A 17,585-nucleotide genomic window follows, 5' to 3' on the forward strand; every position below is an offset into this window, starting at 1 on the left:
GCGGCGGTGGCAACGGCGCGACACTGTTTGGTGACGGCGGCAACGGCGGCAACGGCGGCTTCGGTGGCACCGGCGGCGCCGGCGGCGCCGGTGGCCAAGGCGGCATCTTCGGCCACGACGGCACGCCCGGCACGCACGGCGCCTCTGGCTGACCTATCCGCACCTTTCCACAAGAGCTTTCGGTTCCAACAGAGGTGCAAGCACGGGCAATGGCGACTGGCTGCTGTGGCGTTTCCTGCCCTAACCAAATCCCCTCAATGGTGCTGACCAGCTGGGATAGTCCGGTGTCCGGTGTCCGGCGGCGGGCCCTAGGCCAGAAATCCCAAGCTCCGCCGGCCGGCCCCGCATGGCGGCATCGGTCAGCATTGCGTAGGCAAGCGTGCCGAAATCGCCGAGGGACAGCTTTCTCAGCGTCTGGTTTTGCGCCGCCATCTCCGAGGGGAAGCCAGCCTTCTTAGCCAAGGTGGCAAAGTGGTTGTGCCACAACAGTGTCAGCTTCTCGTGAACAGGCTGTTGCACCGCGATCATGCGGCGTAGCCACCATTCCGAAAGCCCAGACATCATGCCGAACACTTCGCGGTTGTAGTCTCTGCGAACCTATGCCGGCGCGTCTCTTCCGGGGCGGTGCTTTTCGGTCAGCGTCGGTACCGGTGTCGCTACCGCGCCCGGGTCGGCCTCGGGGTCGGCGCGCAGGGCAGCGTCGATGTAGTCCGACCAATTTTGCTTGGCGACGGTGTCGACCTGTGAGCCCGTCACACCGAACCCGGCGCGGCGCAGCAGGCGCGCAGTGGTGGTCCACCCATCCGACTGGCCGGCCATGGGCCGGACTCTGCCGCAGTCTGCTTGTGATCCCCTTGCGACCCAGCTAGAACGTGCTGGTCGGACGGACCCGGTTGGCCAGGTCGATCAATTTGTAGCGGTGCGCCTGGCTAGGCGCCGCCCGGGCCAGCCCGCGCAGTGACGCCTCGACACCAAGCCGCAAGCCGTGTTCGGTGAATGGGAAGCCCAGAATGTGGTTGGTACTGGCCTCATGGTCTGCCAGCCAGTCCAAAGCACTACCGAGCACCAGCGCGCGAATCTGCAGCACTCTCGGCTCGGTTGGCGGTAATGCCTCCACCCGCCGCGCGGCGTCGCGGATCTGGTCTTCGGTGATTTCACTGGCCGACCGGCCCGACAACAGCGTCACCGCGCTGGTTAGCCGCGCGGTGGTGAAATACCTTGAGGTGGCTGGAACTTCGTCGAGAGTGCGGACCGCACCGCCGCGGTCTCCCTCGACCGACTGCGCCCTGGCAAGCCCGAAGGCTGCCGAGATCACTCCGTCGTCGGTCTTCCACACCTCCTCGTAGTACTTGTGTTCGTCTGAGCTGCCAGCCAATTCGGCCGTCGCGGCCAGCGCCATTTTGGGCGCCAATTCGCCCGGAAAGGTGTCGAGGACCTCGCTGAAATGCTTGCTCGCCGATTCGTAGTCGGCGGTCAGCAGCTCGGACACCGCGCGATACCAGACCAGCCGCCAACGCCAGCCGACCCGCTCGGCGAGGTCGTCGAGTTTGCGAGTCGCCTTGGCCACGTCGCCAAGGTCGAGTAACGCCCTCACCTCCATCAACGGCAGCTCGACGGAATCCGACAAGTCGATATCGTCGGAATCCATTGCGCCATGGCGGAATGCGCGCAGCGAATCCAGTGTCTGCACCGGCTGGGACAGCACGGTCGCTTGGAGTAGCGGCGCGGCAACGTCGGCCGGATCGACCAGCGGCACCTGCAGCGCCGTGACGATCTCTTTGGCGGTCAGCTTCTCTGAATGCACATGGCCGTCCAGGTACACGTCGGTGTGGGCGACCAACAGGGATTCGCCGAACGTCGAACGACTGCGGGAGAAGATCGTCGACAAACCGGGTCGCCGTACGCCGGTGTCCTGCGCGACTACCTCACGCAGCACACCCGACAACTGTCCGGACATCTCTTCCGCGCTGGCGAATCGCCGTCGCGGATCCGGATCGATGGCGCGGCGTAGCAACCGGCCGAACGAGTCGTATTTGGCCAGCACCGGGTCGTCTTCAGGAAGCCCGTCGACGTAGCGGCCGCCGCGGGCACGCAGTTTCAGCGTCAGCGCCGCCAGCGAGCGACCGACCGTGTAGATGTCGCTGGCCACTGTCGGACCGGTTCGCACGATCTCAGGCGCTTGGTAACCCGGTGTGCCATACAGGTAGCCGAACGAGTTGATCCGCGACACGGCTCCAAGGTCGATCAACTTGAGCTGCTCTTCGGTGAGCATAATGTTTTCCGGTTTGAGGTCGTTGTAGACCAAACCGATGGAGTGCAAATAGCTCAGCGCCGGAAGGATTTCCAGCACGTAGGCGATGGCTTCGGCGACGGGCAGTCTGTCGCCCTTGCGACGTTTGAGCGACTGGCCACCGACGTACTCCATGACGATGTAACCGACGGGTTCGCCGTGCTGATCGGTGTGCTCGACGAAGTTGAAGATCTGCACGATCGAGGGGTGCACCACCTCGGCGAGGAACCGCCGCTCGGCCATTGCGATGGCTTGGGCTTCGGCGTCACCGGAATGCACCAGGCCTTTGAGCACCACCGGGCGATCGTTGACGTTGCGGTCGAGCGCCAGGTAGACCCAGCCCAGACCGCCGTGCGCGATGCAGCCTTTGATGACGTACTGGCCGGCGACGATGTCACCCGGATTCAGTTGCGGCAGGAATGAATACGGGCTCCCACAGTACGGGCACCAGCCCTCCGACTGCGCCTTGCCGTCCTTGCTGGATCGCCCGACCGGCCGTCCACAGTTCCAGCAGAACCGTTTGGATTCCGGCACAACCGGATTGGGCATCAACGCTTCGAGTGGATCGATGTCGGGCACCCGCGGAATCTCGACGAGACCACCGCCCAGTCGCCGCACCGGGGCCCGCGTGGCCGGCTTCATTCGCTCCCGCGGCGTGGTGTCGACGGCGTGCATCGCGCCGTCGTCATCATCGTCGAAGTCGGGCCGGAAGATCGCCTGGGTGGCTACCGGGCGGTCTGGTGAGGACGAGTCCACCATTGCATCGGCGGGCTGGGTACCCGGACCGAAGTCGTCCGGGTCCTGGTTTTCCGGGTCCACCGGCCGCGCGGGCATCAGTCCACGTACCTCGGGTTAGGCGGCGCCGGAGCCAGGCCGAGTACCGTTAACCATTTGCGGTACAAGGTATTCCATGTGCCGTCGCGTCGGATGCGCTCCAGGGTGCCGTTGACGTAACGAACCAAACCGGTGTTGTCCAGCTTGATACCGATGCCGTACGGCTGGGTGCCCATGTTGGGCCCGACGATGTGCAGATAGGGGTCCTGAGACACCAACCCGGCCAGGATGGAGTCGTCGGTGCTGACCGCGTCGACCTGACGCTGCTGCAAGGTCACCAGGCAGTCGGCCCAGTTCACCACTTCCACCAAGATCGGCGGCGGCGAGATCTCGCGGATCCGGTGCAGGGACGTCGTGCCCTTGGCCACGCAAACCCGCTTGCCGGACAGGTCGGCCGGCTTGGTGACCGGGGAGTCTCGCGAGGCCAGGATGCGCTGTGCGGCATCGAGATAGACAGTGGAGAAGTTGACTTGCTTGCGCCGATCGCAGGTGATGGTCATCGTCTTCACGACGATGTCGACTTCCGATTTCTCCAGCGCGGTGATGCGTTCGTCGGACGACAGGATTCGATACTCGACTTGCGAGGGATTGCCGAAGATGTCGCGTGCCACCTCGCCGGCGATGTCGACGTCGAAGCCGACGATTTCGCCGGTGATCGGATCGCGGAAGCTGAACAGGTTGCTGCCGATGTCCAAGCCGACGATCAGCCTGCCGCGGGCGCGGATATTTGCCACCGCGGCGTCGGAGTCGACCGGATTGTCAAACGGGCGCAGGCTTGCGGTGGGATTGCAGCTGTCGGCGCTGGTGTCCGGCGGCAGCGGCGGCTGCGGCGGCATCTCCTGCATTCCGGCCGGGGTCGGCGGCGGCAGCGTCGGCGCGGGCGCCACCACCGTGGAACCCGACTCACTGCATCCGGCCAGCACGGCCGCTGCTGCCGCGGCGGCGCACAGAATCCGGAGTGGCCGCGTCATCATCGGTACTCGCTTAGCCGTGGCCACAACCCGAGAGCCACGGCGACTGCCGCGCCCAAACTCAGCACGATGGCACCCAGCGTGGCGCCGGCCAGTCCGCGGCGCGCGTTGAGAATGTCGTCGCGTAGTTCGTGCCGACTCTGCTCCATCGCCTTCACCAGCGCACGGTCGAGCTTGTCGAACGCGGGGGTGGAGTCGTCCTCGCCGCTGCCCAGTGCCACCTGGGTGGCGGATCGGTAATTACCGACCGAGATGTAGGCGTTGATCCGATCGTCGGCGCGCCGCCACTGAGCCAGTAGTTGAGCCGCACCTTGCAAGTCGCCCTTGTCGACGGCGTCGCCACGAGCGAGATATCCGTCGAGCTGCTTGTGCATGGCGTCGATGCGTTCGTAGAAGGACTGCTTTCGGACCTCTTCGTCGCCGCGCCGGATCAGAGACAGAGTCTCATCGGCACGTGCCTGCTGCGCACTGATGGACAAGTTGGTGATGGTCTTCAGCGACTCTGCCGCAGTGTTTTTCGCGCTGCGACTGCTGGCGGTGGAGATCGCGAGAGCAGTACCCACCCAAACCACCATAACGAGAATCGCCAGCGCACCGGCGACAAGACCGGGGTTGATTCGCCGATTGGTGTGACGCGCCAGCCACCGGTGCGAGAACGAGCCCATGACTGCCGTCGCCAGGACGACCAGGATCACCGGGGCCGGAATCTGGGTGGACGCAGTGGTTTCGGTGTCGACCCGAACCGAGGTCTCGCTGTACAGCCGCGCCGCGTCGGGCAGGATCTTGGACTGCATCAGCGTGGAGGCCTCGGACAGGTATGACGAGCCGACCGGGTTACCGGCACGGTTGTTGGTCCGTGCGATCTCGATGAGCCCGGTGTATACAGCCAATTCCGCGTTGACCCGCCCGAGCAACTGCACCAGCGGCTCGTCGGTCAAGCCGCTCGAGGCCCTGGTCACTGCCACCGCTGCGTCGGTGATCGCCTGCTCGTAGCGCTGCCGGACAGTACGCGGTTCGGCCTGGGCGATGAAGGCGGTCGCGGCGGCCGCGTCGGCCACCGACAGCGTGGTGTAGAGCCGCCCGGCCGCGAACGCCAGCGGCTCGGTGTGGCTCAACACGGTGGTCAGCGCGTGCTGTCGCTGGTTGATGGTGGTCGAGGTGGCGAACGCGCTGAGCCCGCCGAGGATCGCCAAGACCAGACCGATGGAAAGGATGCGCCCCGGTGTCGTGGCGATGAACCACCAGCGGGGGTGGGCCGGCTCAGTCGGCGACCGCGAGCCAAGCGGCTCAGTCGACGGATGCGCCAACTCAACGGTCACGTCGGTTCGGACCTCATCTTTCGGGCGTTTGTGTCACGAATTCTATAAGCGAAGTCTAAGAGTGTTTTCAGGAGATGCGGGGACCTGGCCACTCAGATTTCCCGACTTGTTACCGGCCCGCGACACAGGCACGCATCGTCGTGGGGTGCTGCTTATCCTGAACGCGTGCGCGGCGACGGTGACGGATGGGTGGTGTCCGACACCGGCAGCCCCTACTGGGGTCGGTACGGCGCGGCGGGTCTGCTGCTCAGGGCGCCGCGGCCGGACGGCACACCGTCGGTGTTGCTGCAGCACAGAGCGCCGTGGAGCCATCAGGGCGGGACGTGGGGTCTGCCGGGCGGGGCTCGGGACAGCCACGAGAGTGCCGAAGAGGCCGCCGTCCGTGAGGCGCACGAGGAAGCCGGCCTGCCCAGTGAGCTGGTGGCGGTCCGAGCGACCGTGATTACCGCGACGGCGGGCGGCACGCACTGGACCTACACCACCGTCATCGCCGACGCAGTTGAGCAACTGCAGACAGTGGCCAACTTCGAGAGCGCCGAGATGCGCTGGGTCGGCGAGGACGAGGTGGCCGAACTGCCGCTGCATCCCGGATTCGCGGCCAGCTGGCAGCGGCTGCGGACTGTGCCAGAGGTCCTCCCGTTAAGCCACGACGACGATTTGCGACGCAACCTGCCGCGCACGATCGAGATCGAGCAGGGAGTTTTCGTGTGGTGCACCGCGGGCCAACCGGATCACGCGCCGTCGGAGCTCAGCTCTCGGATCAGCTCGCTGCTGCAAGTGCCGAACTGAGCTGCTGGGCGGCGGCCCGTGGATCCTCCGCGCCGGTGATCGCCCGAACAACCACGATTCGGCGCGCGCCCGCGTCCAGCACCTCGGGCAGTCGGACCGCGTCGATGCCGCCGATGGCGAACCAGGGTTTGTCGCAGGCCAGCTCGGCGGTGGCCTGGATCAGTGGCAGCCCGGGCGTCGGACGTCCGGGCTTGGTGGGCGTCGGCCAGCACGGCCCGACGCAGAAATAGTCGACCGCCTCGGCGATCGCCGCGCTGACCTGCTGACGATCGTGAGTCGAGCGGCCGATCAGCGTGTGGGGGCCGACGATGTCGCGTGCCACCCTCAACGGCAGATCATCTTGGCCCAGGTGCAGCACGGCGGCACCCGCCGCGCGGGCGATGTCGGCGCGGTCGTTGACGGCCAGCAGGGCGCCGTGCCGGTGGGCGGCGTCGGCGAGCACCTCCAGCGCAGCCAGTTCGTCGCGGGCTTCCAGTGGGCCCCGCCGCTGCTCAGCCGCCGAACCCTTGTCGCGCAGCTGAATGATGTCTACCCCTCCGGCCAGAGCGGCGTCGGCGAACTCGGCCAGGTCGCCACGGTCGCGACGCGCGTCGGTGCATAGATACAGTCGCGCGTTCACGAGCCGGTCTTTAGGCGCCCCGGCGGCGATGCGAGGAGTGGGGCCATGAGGTTGGTGCACACCGCGACGCTAACGACTACCGTGGTGAGTCGACACGGGAGTCCCACGCACGGGGGCTGAGAGTGGGCGCGCGGCCCTTACCGTCACACCTGATCCGGATCATGCCGGCGAAGGGAGCGAAGATGCCACCGGACTCGGGAACGCTGGCCGTCATCGGCGGCGGCGTCATCGGTCTGTCGGTGGCTCGCCGCGCGGCTCAGGCCGGTTGGTCGGTGCGGGTACATCGCTCCGGGCAACCCGGTGCGTCATGGGTAGCCGCCGGAATGCTGGCACCGCACAGCGAAGGCTGGCCGGGCGAGGAGCGATTGCTGCAATTGGGCCTGGAGTCATTGCGGCTGTGGCAGGGCGGATTCGCTGACGGTCTGCCCGGTCAGGTGATCACGGCGCGGGAGTCATTGGCCGTCGCCGTCGACCGTGCCGATGTGGCCGACTTGCACACCGTCGCCGACTGGCTGTCCGCGCAGGGACATCCGGTGATCTGGGAGTCGTCGGTTCGTGACACCGAACCCATGCTGGCGCAAGGTATTCGGCATGGTTTTCGGGCGCCCACCGAGCTGGCGGTGGACAACCGCGCGCTACTCGACGGATTGTCGGCAGCGTGCGAAGGCCTCGGCGTCGCCTGGGACGGCCCGGTTGCCGGGCTGGATTCTGTGCAGGCCGATGCGGTCGTGATCGCCAACGGTATCGACGCCCCCACGCTGTGGCCCGGTCTGCCGATTCGGCCGGTGAAAGGTGAAGTGTTGCGCCTGCGCTGGCGGAGTGGGTGTATGCCATTGCCGCAGCGCGTAATTCGGGCTCGGGTGCACGGCCGCCAGGTATATGTGGTTCCACGTGTCGACGGCGTGGTGGTGGGCGCGACCCAATACGAGCATGGCCGCGACACCGCGCCCACGGTGTCCGGCGTGCGAGACCTGCTCGACGACGCATGCACGGTCCTGCCGGCGCTCGGCGAGTACGAGCTGGCGGAGTGCGTCGCCGGTCTGCGTCCGATGACGCCGGACAACCTGCCGTTGGTGGGACGCCTGGATGCGCGGACGCTGATTGCCGCCGGCCACGGGCGGTCCGGTTTTCTTCTGGCGCCTTGGACCGCTGAACAGATTGTGTCCGAACTCATTCCGGTTGGAGCCCACACATGACGGCCGGCGACGATGCAGTGGGGGCTCCTCCAGCCGCGAAGCGGCGAGGGGGACGAAGCGATGAGGAGGAGCGGCACAGATGATAGTGCGGGTGAATGCCGACGACCTCGAGGTCGACGACCACACCACGGTTGCAGCCCTGCTGCAGTCCCTGGGGTATCCGGACCGTGGCATAGCGGTCGCGATCGACCAGGCTGTTTTGCCGCGATCTAGCTGGGCGACAACACTTTCCGATGGTGCCAATATCGAGGTGGTGACGGCGGTGCAGGGTGGCTGACTCGAAACTGACCATCGCCGGGCGCAGCTTCACCTCCCGGTTGATCATGGGCACCGGGGGGGCGGCGAACCTTGCGGTCCTCGAGGCGGCGTTGATCGCTTCGGGTACCGAGTTGACCACCGTGGCGATGCGGCGCGTCGATGCGGTCGGTGGTACGGGCATGCTCGATCTGTTGAACCGGTTGGGCATTACGCCATTGCCCAACACCGCAGGTTGCCGTGGCGCAGCCGAGGCGGTGCTCACCGCGCAACTCGCGCGCGAAGCACTGGGCACCGAGTGGGTCAAGCTGGAAGTGATCGCCGACGAGCGCACACTCTTGCCGGATGCCGTCGAGTTAGTCCGTGCCGCAGAGCAATTGGTTGACGACGGGTTCGTGGTGCTGCCGTACACCAACGACGACCCGGTGCTTGCCAAACGACTGGAAGACACCGGCTGCGCGGCGGTGATGCCGCTCGGGTCACCGATCGGCACTGGGTTGGGAATCGCCAACCCGCACAACATCGAAATGATCGTCGACCAAGCCAGTGTCCCCGTTGTACTCGATGCCGGGATCGGCACGGCGAGCGATGCCGCGCTCGCGATGGAATTGGGTTGCGACGCCGTGCTGTTGGCCACCGCGGTGACCCGCGCCGCTGACCCGCCCACGATGGCCGCGGCAATGGCTGCCGCTGTCACCGCGGGATATCTGGCCCGACGCGCGGGGCGCATCCCGAAGCGGTTCTGGGCCCAGGCTTCGAGCCCCGGCATATGAGCCGTTACGTGGCGCTCGGCAGCTCGATGGCGGCCGGCCCCGGTATCCGGCCGTCTGCCCCGGGCGCGCCGTTCAGGTCGGGTCGTTCATCGCGCAACTACGCCCATCTGGTGGCTGAGCAGCTGAACCTCGACCTGATCGACGTCACGTTCTCGGGTGCCACCACGGCGCACGTGCTCGCCGAGCGTCAGCGAAGCGCGCCACCCCAAATCGAGGCGCTGGATGGCTCCGAGGAATTGGTGACCATCACGATCGGCGGGAACGACGTCGGGTACGTGCCGTTGCTGATGGCCGCGTCGATTCCTGCGGTTGTTCGTCGGTTGCCCCCGATCGCGGGCGGACTGCGCGAGCTGCTCGACCCCGGCGCCCGCCGGCAAGCGCTCGACGGGATCGGCGACTCGCTGCAGGCCGTCGGGACCGCAGTGCGGCAGCGTGCCCCGCGGGCCCGGGTGATTTTCGTCGACTACCTCACCCTGCTGCCTGCCGATGGTGCGCCCGCCACACCCTTGTCCGCGCAACACGCGGACTTGGGTCGTTATGTCGGCGCACGTCTGGAGGAGGCGACGGCGGCGGCCGCGCACGCGACCGGCTGCGAGCTGGTCCGCGCCGGCCAGGCCAGCAGGGACCATCACGGCTGGTCAACGGACCCCTGGGCGGTGGCCGCTGGCGTGCCATGGCCGTGGCGTCCGGCGCCGTTTCATCCCAACGCCGCAGGTATGCGCGTCGTGGCCGACCTGATCGTGAAGCAGACCGACGAAGCCTGATTAGGTTTTTGGCGCCTGGGTAAATCTAACGACGCGACCATGCAGGCAAACGCTGCCGAGGGATTAAACCGTCCATATGACACCGAGCACACATGTGCACCGTCAAGGCTACGACCATTCGGCGCTCTTCTATCACTCAGAGCGCGAATACGTCGACCGGCTGGTGCAATTCATTGAGGACGGGCTGAACCAACTGCAGCCCATCTTGCTCGCGGTTCCGGGGGACAGGCTTGCGTCGGTGAGCAGCGCGCTGGGAGATGCGGCCGTTGAGGTGACGATGGCCGACATCACCGACTTCGGCCGCAATCCTGGACGCATCCTTGCCGGGCAACTGGCTTTCGTCGAACGGCACGCGGGTCAGCATGTGCGAGTCATCGCCGAACCGGCGTGGGCGGGCCGGAGCGCATCGGAGTACCTCGCGTGCATGCAGCACGAGGCTCTTGCCAATATCGCGTTTGCGGGCTCCGACATCACCGGTCTGTGTCCCTACGATGCGTCGGGCCTGGATGAAAGCGTCCTGGCGCATGTCCGCCTCACCCATCCGCAGATCTGGCTGGGCGGATCACGGCGACACTGTCCGGAGTACGCGGTCGAGGCCGCACTCGACCAGTGCAACCAACCGCTGGCCACCAGCCCGGCCGCCGTGACGCACAACGTGGATCAAGCTGCGGATCTGGCCGGCGTCCGCAGGTGCGGTGAACGCTATGGCCGACTGCTGGGCATGGCCGCCGACCGCCTCGCCGATCTGCTGTTGGTCGCTACCGAGTTGGCGACCAACAGCCTCGACCACGCCGGCGGTGCGTGCCGAATGGCGTTTTGGTACGAAGCCGGGTACGTGGTCTGCGAGGCGCGCGACACGGGCTATTGGGCAGACCCGCTCGCCGGGCGCCGCCCGCCCGCCGCCGGCAGCGCAGGTCCGTTTGGGCTCTTTGTGGTCAACGCGATCGCTGACTTGTTGCGGACGCATACGACGTCCGACGGCACCACGATCCACGCTTATCTGCGGCACGCAGATTCCTCCGAGGTTGCCAGCTAACGGTGCAATTCGCACGCGGGCGTCTAACCTGGGGCGCGATGGCTAACAAATCAACACCGATCCTCGCCGCCTTCGCGGCTCTGCTGTTGGCAACCGGCGGGTGTGCGTCCTCCGACACCGCCAACTCGATGAAACCGAGATCGGGCCCGGACTTCGCCGCCGCCCTGCGCGGGCGGGTCAGCGCCGACGCGATGATGGCCCACCTGACCAAGCTGCAAGACATCGCCAATGCGAACGGCCACACTCGCGCGGTCGGCACTCCGGGCTACGACGCCAGCGTCGACTACGTGGTGGGGAAGTTGCGGGACAAGGGCTTTGACGTGCAGACCATGCAATTCGATGCGCATGTCTTTCACGCCGAGCCGGGCTCGGTGACCGTTGCCGGAAAGAAGTTCGACGCGAAGGCACTGGAGTACAGCCCCGCCACCCCACAGGTCGGGGTGACCGGCCCGCTGGTTTCAGTGCCGACGGACGCAAGCCCCGGCTGCAATGCCGCCGACTACGACAACCTTCCGGTCAACGGTGCGGTGGTGCTGGTGGATCGCGGCACCTGTCCGTTCGCCCAGAAGGAGGGGGCCGCTGCGCAACGAGGCGCGGTGGCGATCGTGGTGGCGGATAACGTCGTCGAAGAGCAGATGGGCGGCACCCTCGGCGAGAACACCGACGTCAAGATCCCGGTCGTCAGCGTCACCAAGTCGGACGGGGTGCAGCTACGCACCACCGTGGGGCCTGCGACAGTACAACTCTCCGCAGAGACCAAGACCATTCAGGCCCGCAACGTGATCGCGCAAACCAAGACCGGTTCGACCAGCGATGTGGTGATGGCGGGGGCACATCTCGACAGCGTTCCCGAGGGGCCCGGCATCAACGACAACGGATCCGGCGTGGCCGCGGTGCTCGAGACCGCACTGCAATTGGGTAGCTCGCCGGGTATTCACAATGCGGTGCGATTCGGCTTCTGGGGTGCTGAGGAACTCGGACTGATCGGGTCGCGGAAGTACGTGGAGTCACTGGACATCGACGCACTCAAAAGCATTGCGCTGTATTTGAACTTCGACATGCTTGCTTCGCCGAACCCGGGTTACTTCACCTACGACGGCGACCAGTCGTTGCCGGGTGACAAACGGGGCAGTCCAGTGGTGCCCGAGGGCTCGGCCGGAATCGAGCGCTCGCTGGCGGCCTACCTCAACTCCGCCGGAAAGACCCCACAGGACACGTCTTTTGACGGCAGGTCCGATTACGACGGCTTCACCCAGGCGGGCATCCCGTCGGGCGGGTTGTTCTCCGGCGCCGAGAACAAGAAATCCGCGGCGGAGGCCAAGCTCTGGGGTGGTGAGGCGGATCAACCCTTCGATCCCAACTACCACAAGAGCACCGACACCTTGGAGCACATCGACCGCGCCGAGCTTGGCATCAACGGCGGGGGCGTCGCCTATGCGACCGGTCTGTATGCCCAGGATCTTTCTGGCCGCAACGGTATTCCGGTCCGCGACGACCGGACCCGTCATGAGCTCGGGAAGAAATGAATTGCGGCTACAGTCCCGGCAGGCAGATCGGGGCCCCGTAGCAAGGCGGCGGACCGTGCGGCGGGGGAGTCGCTCCGTCCCAGACGAACTGGCCGGCATTGCCCATTCCGCCGACGGGCACCCAGAACCAGGTGTGGCAGATGTTGTTGTCCCAGTGGACGTCGTCCATCGGCAACGGCTGCCCCGGACACCATTGGTGGGGCACTGAGAAGTTGTCTGTGGCATAAGGGGTGTGGGTTTGCGGCGCGAGACCGGTATCGGCATGGGCAGTACCGGTGGCCAGCGCGGCAACCGCGATGCCGCCCGACAGTAGTGCGGCGCTGAGGATCCGCTTCCGATTGCGTGCGATGTTCATGGCGAACACGGTAGACGGCGGCGCTGAATAGATCCTAAATAGCGGCCAGCAGTCGGCTAGTCGCCGGTCCGCTCAAATTTGTCTTCGAAATCTCCACCGGCGCAAGCGCTTCCCGTTGTCACATTGTGGCCATGCCCGGTGAGTAGCGGAATTGGATCTTGCAACGGGTCGGGCAGCGGATACTCCGCGCTGAGTTTGATATGCACGGTGCCGCCGAGATTGCATGGCACGGTGCCCTCGTCGTCACGGGTCCATTTGCCGCCGCTGAACACCAGAGGCACGACCCCGTCGATCGCGTGGAACAGACTCATGCACCGATCGCCGGTACGTAGACAGACCGTGCGGACGGTCAGATCGTCCTGCCCCGGCGCAGAGCCGCCGTTCGAATAGGTGATGGTTTCGTGGTAGCGGCCACGAAGTGCGGTCGACGGGGATGCCGCTCGCGGCGGCAAGGCAGCCGGGTCGGGAACTTTGGCGAGGTCGGGATCGCCGGTGCGGGTGAAGGTTACGGTCCTCTTCGCGGTACTGCAGCTGTTGACGGTGGACCTGGTGGTTTCGCCCGTCAACGTGCCATCCGGCTGCGGTTGCAGCGTGAACACTACCCAGACTTCGGCTGGTGCGTCATTGCAAGTCGTTGACCCCAGGCCCACGGCGACCCAACTACTGCCGATCTGATCGAACACCAAGTTCGAGACGAGCACGATTCCACTGCTGCCGACGTAGGACGCCGTCGCTATACAGCCGCCGGAGCCGCACGCCGAGCGCACATCCCAAGAGCCCGTCATCGGCGGGGCGCCCGCGACCGTTTTACCCTCGAGATCGGTGCCTGGGCCGTAGTCCGCTCGGTAGATACCGCTGAACGGATGCGTGGTGGTGGCCGCTGGCGTGCTGCCGGCCCGATCGTGGCGGTGGGTCAGCGTCACACCTGCAACCACCGCCGCAGCGACGAGCAGCAGCGTGGTAACTGCCAGCGACACAATCAGTTTCGGTCTAGGCAGCCGCCTTGTGACCGTCATCAGGGTGGGGGCGAGTGGGCTTGGGGCTGTCGGAGGTGGTGGCGGCGGCTGGAGGTTGCCGGACGGCGGACTGAGGAGATTGCTCAGTTCTCTGGCGAAGTCCCGGCAGTTGGGATACCGGTCGGCAGGTGCCTTGGCCATCGCCCTGGCCAGCACAGGATTGAGCACAGCCAACTCCGGTCGCCGTTCTCCCAGCGAAGGTATCGGCGCCGCAACATGTTTGGTGATCACTACGGCAGGATTGGAATCGACATACGGCGGCGCGCCGGTCAATAGATCAAAAGCTGTGCACGCCAGTGCGTATTGATCGGTGCGCCCGTCGACCGGCTCGCCCCTCAGCTGCTCGGGAGCCGCGTAGGCCACCGTGCCGACCGCCATGTTTGTCGTGGTCAGCCCCGCTGGGTCATCGATAAGGCGTGCGATACCGAAGTCGGCCAGAAAGATTCGTTGCTCCCGCGGATCGAGCAAGATGTTGGCCGGTTTCACATCGCGGTGCAACAGCCCCCGCTGATGCGCATAATCCAACGCCGCGGCCACTGCGGTGATGATTTCCACCGCCTGATCGGCAGGCAGCCCGTCGGGGTGGTGCTCGCGAACCAGCTTGGACGCGTCCGTGCCCCCGACGTAGTCCATCGAGATCCACAACTGCCCGTCGTATTCACCGCGGTCATGAACACCCAAGATGTTGGGATGCGACAAGCTGGCGGTCAGATCGGCCTCGCGTAGAAACCGTGCACGATACTGCGGATCCGCGGTCCATTGCTCCGCCAGAACCTTCAACGCGTCCTGCCGTGGCAACCGTGGATGCTCCGCCAAGTACACGGTGCCCATGCCGCCGGCGCCCAGCACGCGCAGGATTGTGAACCCCGCGAACACTTCACCTACCGACACCTGCATGGGCAAATCCTATCTGGAAGCTATGCTGCTGTTGTTTAGCTGGCGAACCTGGTGAGCGTAGAAACATCATGATGGCCGATGGATTGGGCGCGGGGCGGTCCTTTGCGGCGGCCCAGTTCGGCGTATTGGGCCCGTTGCAGGTGCGCATTGGCGATGAATCGTTGCCATTGGGCACGCCGAAGCAGCGTGCGGTGCTGGCGATGTTGATCGTCAACGCGAATCGACCGGTGAGCATCGACTCGCTCATCGGTGCCGCGTGGGACCAGCAGCCGCCGCACGGAGCGCGGGCCACGCTGCATGCCTACATCTCCAATTTGCGCCGGTTGATGAGCGGTGCGGGCATTGACCGTGCGGTGCTCGCCAGCAGACCGCCGGGCTATCAACTGTCCATCGGCGACGATCAGTACGACTTTGGCCGCTTCATCGCCGCGAAGAACGCCGGAGTGCAGGCCGCAGCCGCCGCGCAGTTCGAGCAGGCCAGCCAGCACCTGTTGGCCGCGCTCGGCGAGTGGCGCGGCCCGGTTCTGGAGGACCTGACCGACTTTCACTTCGTCGAGACCCTGGCCGCGGCGCTCGACGAGGAGAGGGTGCTGGTCTACATCGCGCGTGCGGAAGCCGAAATCGCATGCGGTCGACCGCATAATGTGATCGCGGAGCTGGAGGCGCTGTGCACCCGACATGGCTATCGAGAACCGTTGTGGGCGCAGCTGATTACCGCCTACTACTTGTCGGACCGTCAATCGGATGCCCTGGACGCGTACCTTCGGCTGAAAGCTCTGCTGGCGGAAGACTTGGGCATCGACCCGGGATGGACGATCCGCGAGCTGTACGAGCGGATCCTGCGCCAAGAACCGTTGGACGCCCGCAAGGCAGCCCAGTCACACGCCGAGGACACCATTGTCGCCCAGTCGGACAACGCAATCGGAGCACGACGGCCGGCGACGGCGGCATTAGTTGGCGCTGATGGGCGACGCTATGCGTTAACCGGAACAGCCACCCGGATAGGTCGCAGCCCCGACAACGATATTGTGCTGTCCGACGCCAAGGTCAGCCGCCACCACGCCGTGATCGCCGATGACGGCCGGACGATCCTGATCACGGATCTGGGATCGGCGAACGGCGTCCGGGTGCGCCGGAAACGTATCGACCCCAGCGCCGAACTGCACGAGGGCGACCGCATCCGGATCGGCGACGAGGAATTCACCCTCGAAACCGGAGTCGACTCCTCGTCGACGTAGCCGGCGGTCGGGCGGACGTTGCATTAAGGATCCAGTAAGCGCTGTGTCGCACCGTGAGTGAGCGCAGATGCTGCACCGCAGCACCGCAACCTCACGAAAGGACAACGCACATGAAGCTTCTGCCCACCAGCATCGAGGAACAGATCGACCAGGTCGATCGCAACCGCAGCCTGATCATCGGGATCAGCGCAGGACTGCTTGCCTTCTGGTGCGTCTATCGGGTGCTGTGGTCGATCTATCTCTCGTTGACGTATGACTTTCTGTTCGGGTCACTCGTGTTCTCCATCGTGCTGTGGGGCGTGATCGGCGTCGTCGCGGCGATTGCGGCGACCGGATTTCTCACTCGCTACGCCAAGCGCCCCTGAGCCGGGAAGATGATCAATTCACCCCATCGGCCCGAGCCCCCACAGTTGCTGCCCACCACCGTCGCCGACGGCCGTGCCCCTGGTGTGTACTACCGCATCGACGGCGAGTTGGTGCCGGTGCTGCACATCTGGCTGGACGGCAGCGTGCCGGTGTTCTTCGAGCATCACGTCATTCTGTGGAAGGACCCTGCGCTCGACATCGGGCTCAGGGGTAAGGGTGCGCTCAAGCGGATGATCGCGGGCATGCAACTGCTCATGACGGAGGCGCGTGGACCGGGCCAAGTCGCGTTTTCCCGCGACGGCACCGGGCACGTGTTTCCGTTGCACCTGCAGCCGGGCGCTGCTGTCGAGGTCCGCGAGCACCAATACCTAGCGGCCACAGGCAATTTGGAATATGGATTCACCCGCCAAAAAGGAATCTCGAACATGCTGTTCGGCTCGACCGGGTTCTTCGTGGACCGGTTCGCCGCAACACAGTCAGAGGGCGTGCTGTGGCTGCACGGCTATGGCAACGTTTTCGAAAAGGTCCTCGCGCCCGGCGAGCAGATCGATGTGGAGCCGGGAAGTTGGATCTACCGTGACGAAAGTGTCCGGATGAATCCGCAGGTATATGGATTGCGCACCGGAATGTTCGGTGGCGGTGGCAATCTCGTCTTCAATCGCTTCACCGGGCCCGGTCGGGTTGGTCTTCAGTCGATGTATGTGGACATGGCCGGCGACGCGTCGACATGAGCGTGTCGACCTGTTTCTGCAACCCGATCGGCGATCTTGCCGTCGACCCCACGAGCGGCACCCTGATCGCGACGCATCCGTGCGACTGCACCATATCGATACTCGACGCGGAGGATCCGGCAGCGGCCGTCGCCATCCGGGTGGACGGTGATCCGGTGGCCGTCGCAGCGGCAGGTGGTCGCGCGGTTGTCGCGACCACCTCGGCGAGCTACGACGCCATATCGGTGCTCGATATCGACAGCAAGACCGTCTTATCGGTGCATCCGTTGGCGTTCACCGTCACCGGGATCGCCGTCAGCCCGGATGGCGCACGGGCGTTCGCGGCCAGGACGGGGCGGTTGGGCAGCGAAGTTGCGGCTGTCGATCTCGCGACGGCCGAAATCACGTCGATACCGATCACCGCGAGCGGCACGTCGAGCATCGACGTGATACGCACCGGTGCCGACGGGTATCTGTACGCGAGCATGTGCAGCCACCGCGACGGCGAACTCGTTGTCGTCGACAGTGCCCGGCGGCGGACTGTGGCGACCATCCCGGTGGGGGCGCCGGTGCGCGACATCACGCTGAGCCCGGATGGAGCTTGGGCTTATGTGCTGGCCCACCACCCGCA

Annotated in this window: 19 protein-coding genes and 1 riboswitch; of the genes, 11 read left to right on the plus strand and 8 right to left on the minus strand. The window is 65.7% G+C overall.

What is annotated here, in order from left to right; all coding sequences use genetic code 11:
• Positions 1-240: 240 nt before the first annotated feature.
• The 5 genes from WAO18_RS21195 to glnX are packed head-to-tail and all read right to left on the minus strand — an operon-like array spanning position 241 to position 5,414.
• Positions 241-564: a DUF1800 family protein gene (locus WAO18_RS21195; RefSeq protein ID WP_422208214.1), complete on the minus strand. Its 324-nt coding sequence runs from the start codon at positions 562-564 to the stop codon at positions 241-243.
• A gap of 33 nt (positions 565-597) precedes the next feature.
• Positions 598-819: a hypothetical protein gene (locus WAO18_RS21200; RefSeq protein ID WP_422208197.1), complete on the minus strand. Its 222-nt coding sequence runs from the start codon at positions 817-819 to the stop codon at positions 598-600.
• A 46-nt stretch (positions 820-865) separates the two neighbouring features.
• Positions 866-3,124 carry a serine/threonine-protein kinase PknG gene (locus WAO18_RS21205; RefSeq protein ID WP_422208198.1) on the minus strand — a complete coding sequence of 753 codons (2,259 nt, stop codon included), beginning with the start codon at positions 3,122-3,124 and terminating at the stop codon, positions 866-868.
• Positions 3,124-4,098, minus strand: a complete 975-nt coding sequence (locus WAO18_RS21210) for a glutamate ABC transporter substrate-binding protein (RefSeq protein WP_422208199.1) — start codon at positions 4,096-4,098, stop codon at positions 3,124-3,126. The genes WAO18_RS21205 and WAO18_RS21210 overlap by 1 nt, the downstream gene beginning before the upstream one ends.
• On the minus strand, positions 4,095-5,414 hold the full coding sequence (gene glnX / locus WAO18_RS21215) for a protein kinase G-activating protein GlnX (protein WP_422208200.1): 1,320 nt from the start codon (positions 5,412-5,414) through the stop codon (positions 4,095-4,097). Before glnX ends, WAO18_RS21210 begins: the two co-directional genes overlap by 4 nt.
• A gap of 165 nt (positions 5,415-5,579) precedes the next feature.
• Here glnX and WAO18_RS21220 point away from each other — a divergent pair, with 165 nt between their 5' ends.
• On the plus strand, positions 5,580-6,203 hold the full coding sequence (locus WAO18_RS21220; RefSeq protein WP_422208201.1) for an NUDIX hydrolase: 624 nt from the start codon (positions 5,580-5,582) through the stop codon (positions 6,201-6,203).
• Here WAO18_RS21220 and thiE read toward each other — a convergent pair.
• On the minus strand, positions 6,175-6,852 hold the full coding sequence (thiE, locus tag WAO18_RS21225; protein ID WP_422208215.1) for a thiamine phosphate synthase: 678 nt from the start codon (positions 6,850-6,852) through the stop codon (positions 6,175-6,177). The two genes, WAO18_RS21220 and thiE, sit on opposite strands and share 29 nt — an antisense overlap.
• A gap of 54 nt (positions 6,853-6,906) precedes the next feature.
• A riboswitch (TPP riboswitch) is annotated at positions 6,907-7,014 on the plus strand.
• Here thiE and thiO point away from each other — a divergent pair.
• The 6 genes from thiO (at position 7,005) to WAO18_RS21255 (ending at position 12,372) form a co-directional block, all read left to right on the plus strand.
• The gene (thiO, locus tag WAO18_RS21230) at positions 7,005-8,018 is read left to right on the plus strand and encodes a glycine oxidase ThiO (protein WP_422208202.1); all 1,014 of its coding nucleotides are present in this window, start codon (positions 7,005-7,007) and stop codon (positions 8,016-8,018) included. (Overlaps the previous riboswitch by 10 nt.)
• 79 nt (positions 8,019-8,097) lie before the next feature.
• Entirely contained in the window at positions 8,098-8,295 is a 198-nt protein-coding gene (thiS, locus tag WAO18_RS21235; protein ID WP_422208203.1) for a sulfur carrier protein ThiS, read from the plus strand.
• The gene (locus WAO18_RS21240; protein WP_422208204.1) at positions 8,288-9,046 is read left to right on the plus strand and encodes a thiazole synthase; all 759 of its coding nucleotides are present in this window, start codon (positions 8,288-8,290) and stop codon (positions 9,044-9,046) included. Before thiS ends, WAO18_RS21240 begins: the two co-directional genes overlap by 8 nt.
• Complete coding sequence (locus WAO18_RS21245; protein ID WP_422208205.1) at positions 9,043-9,810, plus strand: SGNH/GDSL hydrolase family protein; 768 nt, start codon at positions 9,043-9,045, stop codon at positions 9,808-9,810. The genes WAO18_RS21240 and WAO18_RS21245 overlap by 4 nt, the downstream gene beginning before the upstream one ends.
• A 76-nt stretch (positions 9,811-9,886) precedes the next feature.
• On the plus strand, positions 9,887-10,846 hold the full coding sequence (locus WAO18_RS21250; protein WP_422208206.1) for an anti-sigma factor RsbA family regulatory protein: 960 nt from the start codon (positions 9,887-9,889) through the stop codon (positions 10,844-10,846).
• A gap of 38 nt (positions 10,847-10,884) precedes the next feature.
• A complete protein-coding gene (locus WAO18_RS21255) occupies positions 10,885-12,372 on the plus strand; it encodes a M28 family metallopeptidase (RefSeq protein ID WP_422208207.1) in 1,488 nt (495 codons plus the stop codon).
• 7 nt (positions 12,373-12,379) lie between these two features.
• Here the strand turns inward: WAO18_RS21255 and WAO18_RS21260 are convergent, their stop codons facing one another.
• Both WAO18_RS21260 and WAO18_RS21265 read right to left on the minus strand, forming a co-directional pair.
• Complete coding sequence (locus tag WAO18_RS21260; RefSeq protein ID WP_422208208.1) at positions 12,380-12,727, minus strand: hypothetical protein; 348 nt, start codon at positions 12,725-12,727, stop codon at positions 12,380-12,382.
• A gap of 56 nt (positions 12,728-12,783) precedes the next feature.
• A complete protein-coding gene (locus tag WAO18_RS21265) occupies positions 12,784-14,640 on the minus strand; it encodes a serine/threonine-protein kinase (protein ID WP_422208209.1) in 1,857 nt (618 codons plus the stop codon).
• A gap of 71 nt (positions 14,641-14,711) precedes the next feature.
• Between WAO18_RS21265 and WAO18_RS21270 the strand changes: the two genes are divergently transcribed.
• The 4 genes from WAO18_RS21270 to WAO18_RS21285 all read left to right on the plus strand — a co-directional run.
• Entirely contained in the window at positions 14,712-15,878 is a 1,167-nt protein-coding gene (locus WAO18_RS21270; RefSeq protein ID WP_422208210.1) for a BTAD domain-containing putative transcriptional regulator, read from the plus strand.
• 110 nt (positions 15,879-15,988) lie between these two features.
• The gene (locus WAO18_RS21275) at positions 15,989-16,243 is read left to right on the plus strand and encodes a hypothetical protein (RefSeq protein ID WP_422208211.1); all 255 of its coding nucleotides are present in this window, start codon (positions 15,989-15,991) and stop codon (positions 16,241-16,243) included.
• A gap of 9 nt (positions 16,244-16,252) precedes the next feature.
• On the plus strand, positions 16,253-16,975 hold the full coding sequence (locus WAO18_RS21280) for an AIM24 family protein (protein ID WP_422208212.1): 723 nt from the start codon (positions 16,253-16,255) through the stop codon (positions 16,973-16,975).
• Positions 16,972-17,585, plus strand: a 614-nt coding sequence (locus WAO18_RS21285; RefSeq protein ID WP_422208213.1) for a YncE family protein, incomplete at its 3' end; no start/stop codon positions are given. The genes WAO18_RS21280 and WAO18_RS21285, both read left to right, overlap by 4 nt.

This window comes from Mycobacterium sp. (assembly GCF_049278535.1).
In the GTDB taxonomy this organism is placed as follows: domain Bacteria; phylum Actinomycetota; class Actinomycetes; order Mycobacteriales; family Mycobacteriaceae; genus Mycobacterium.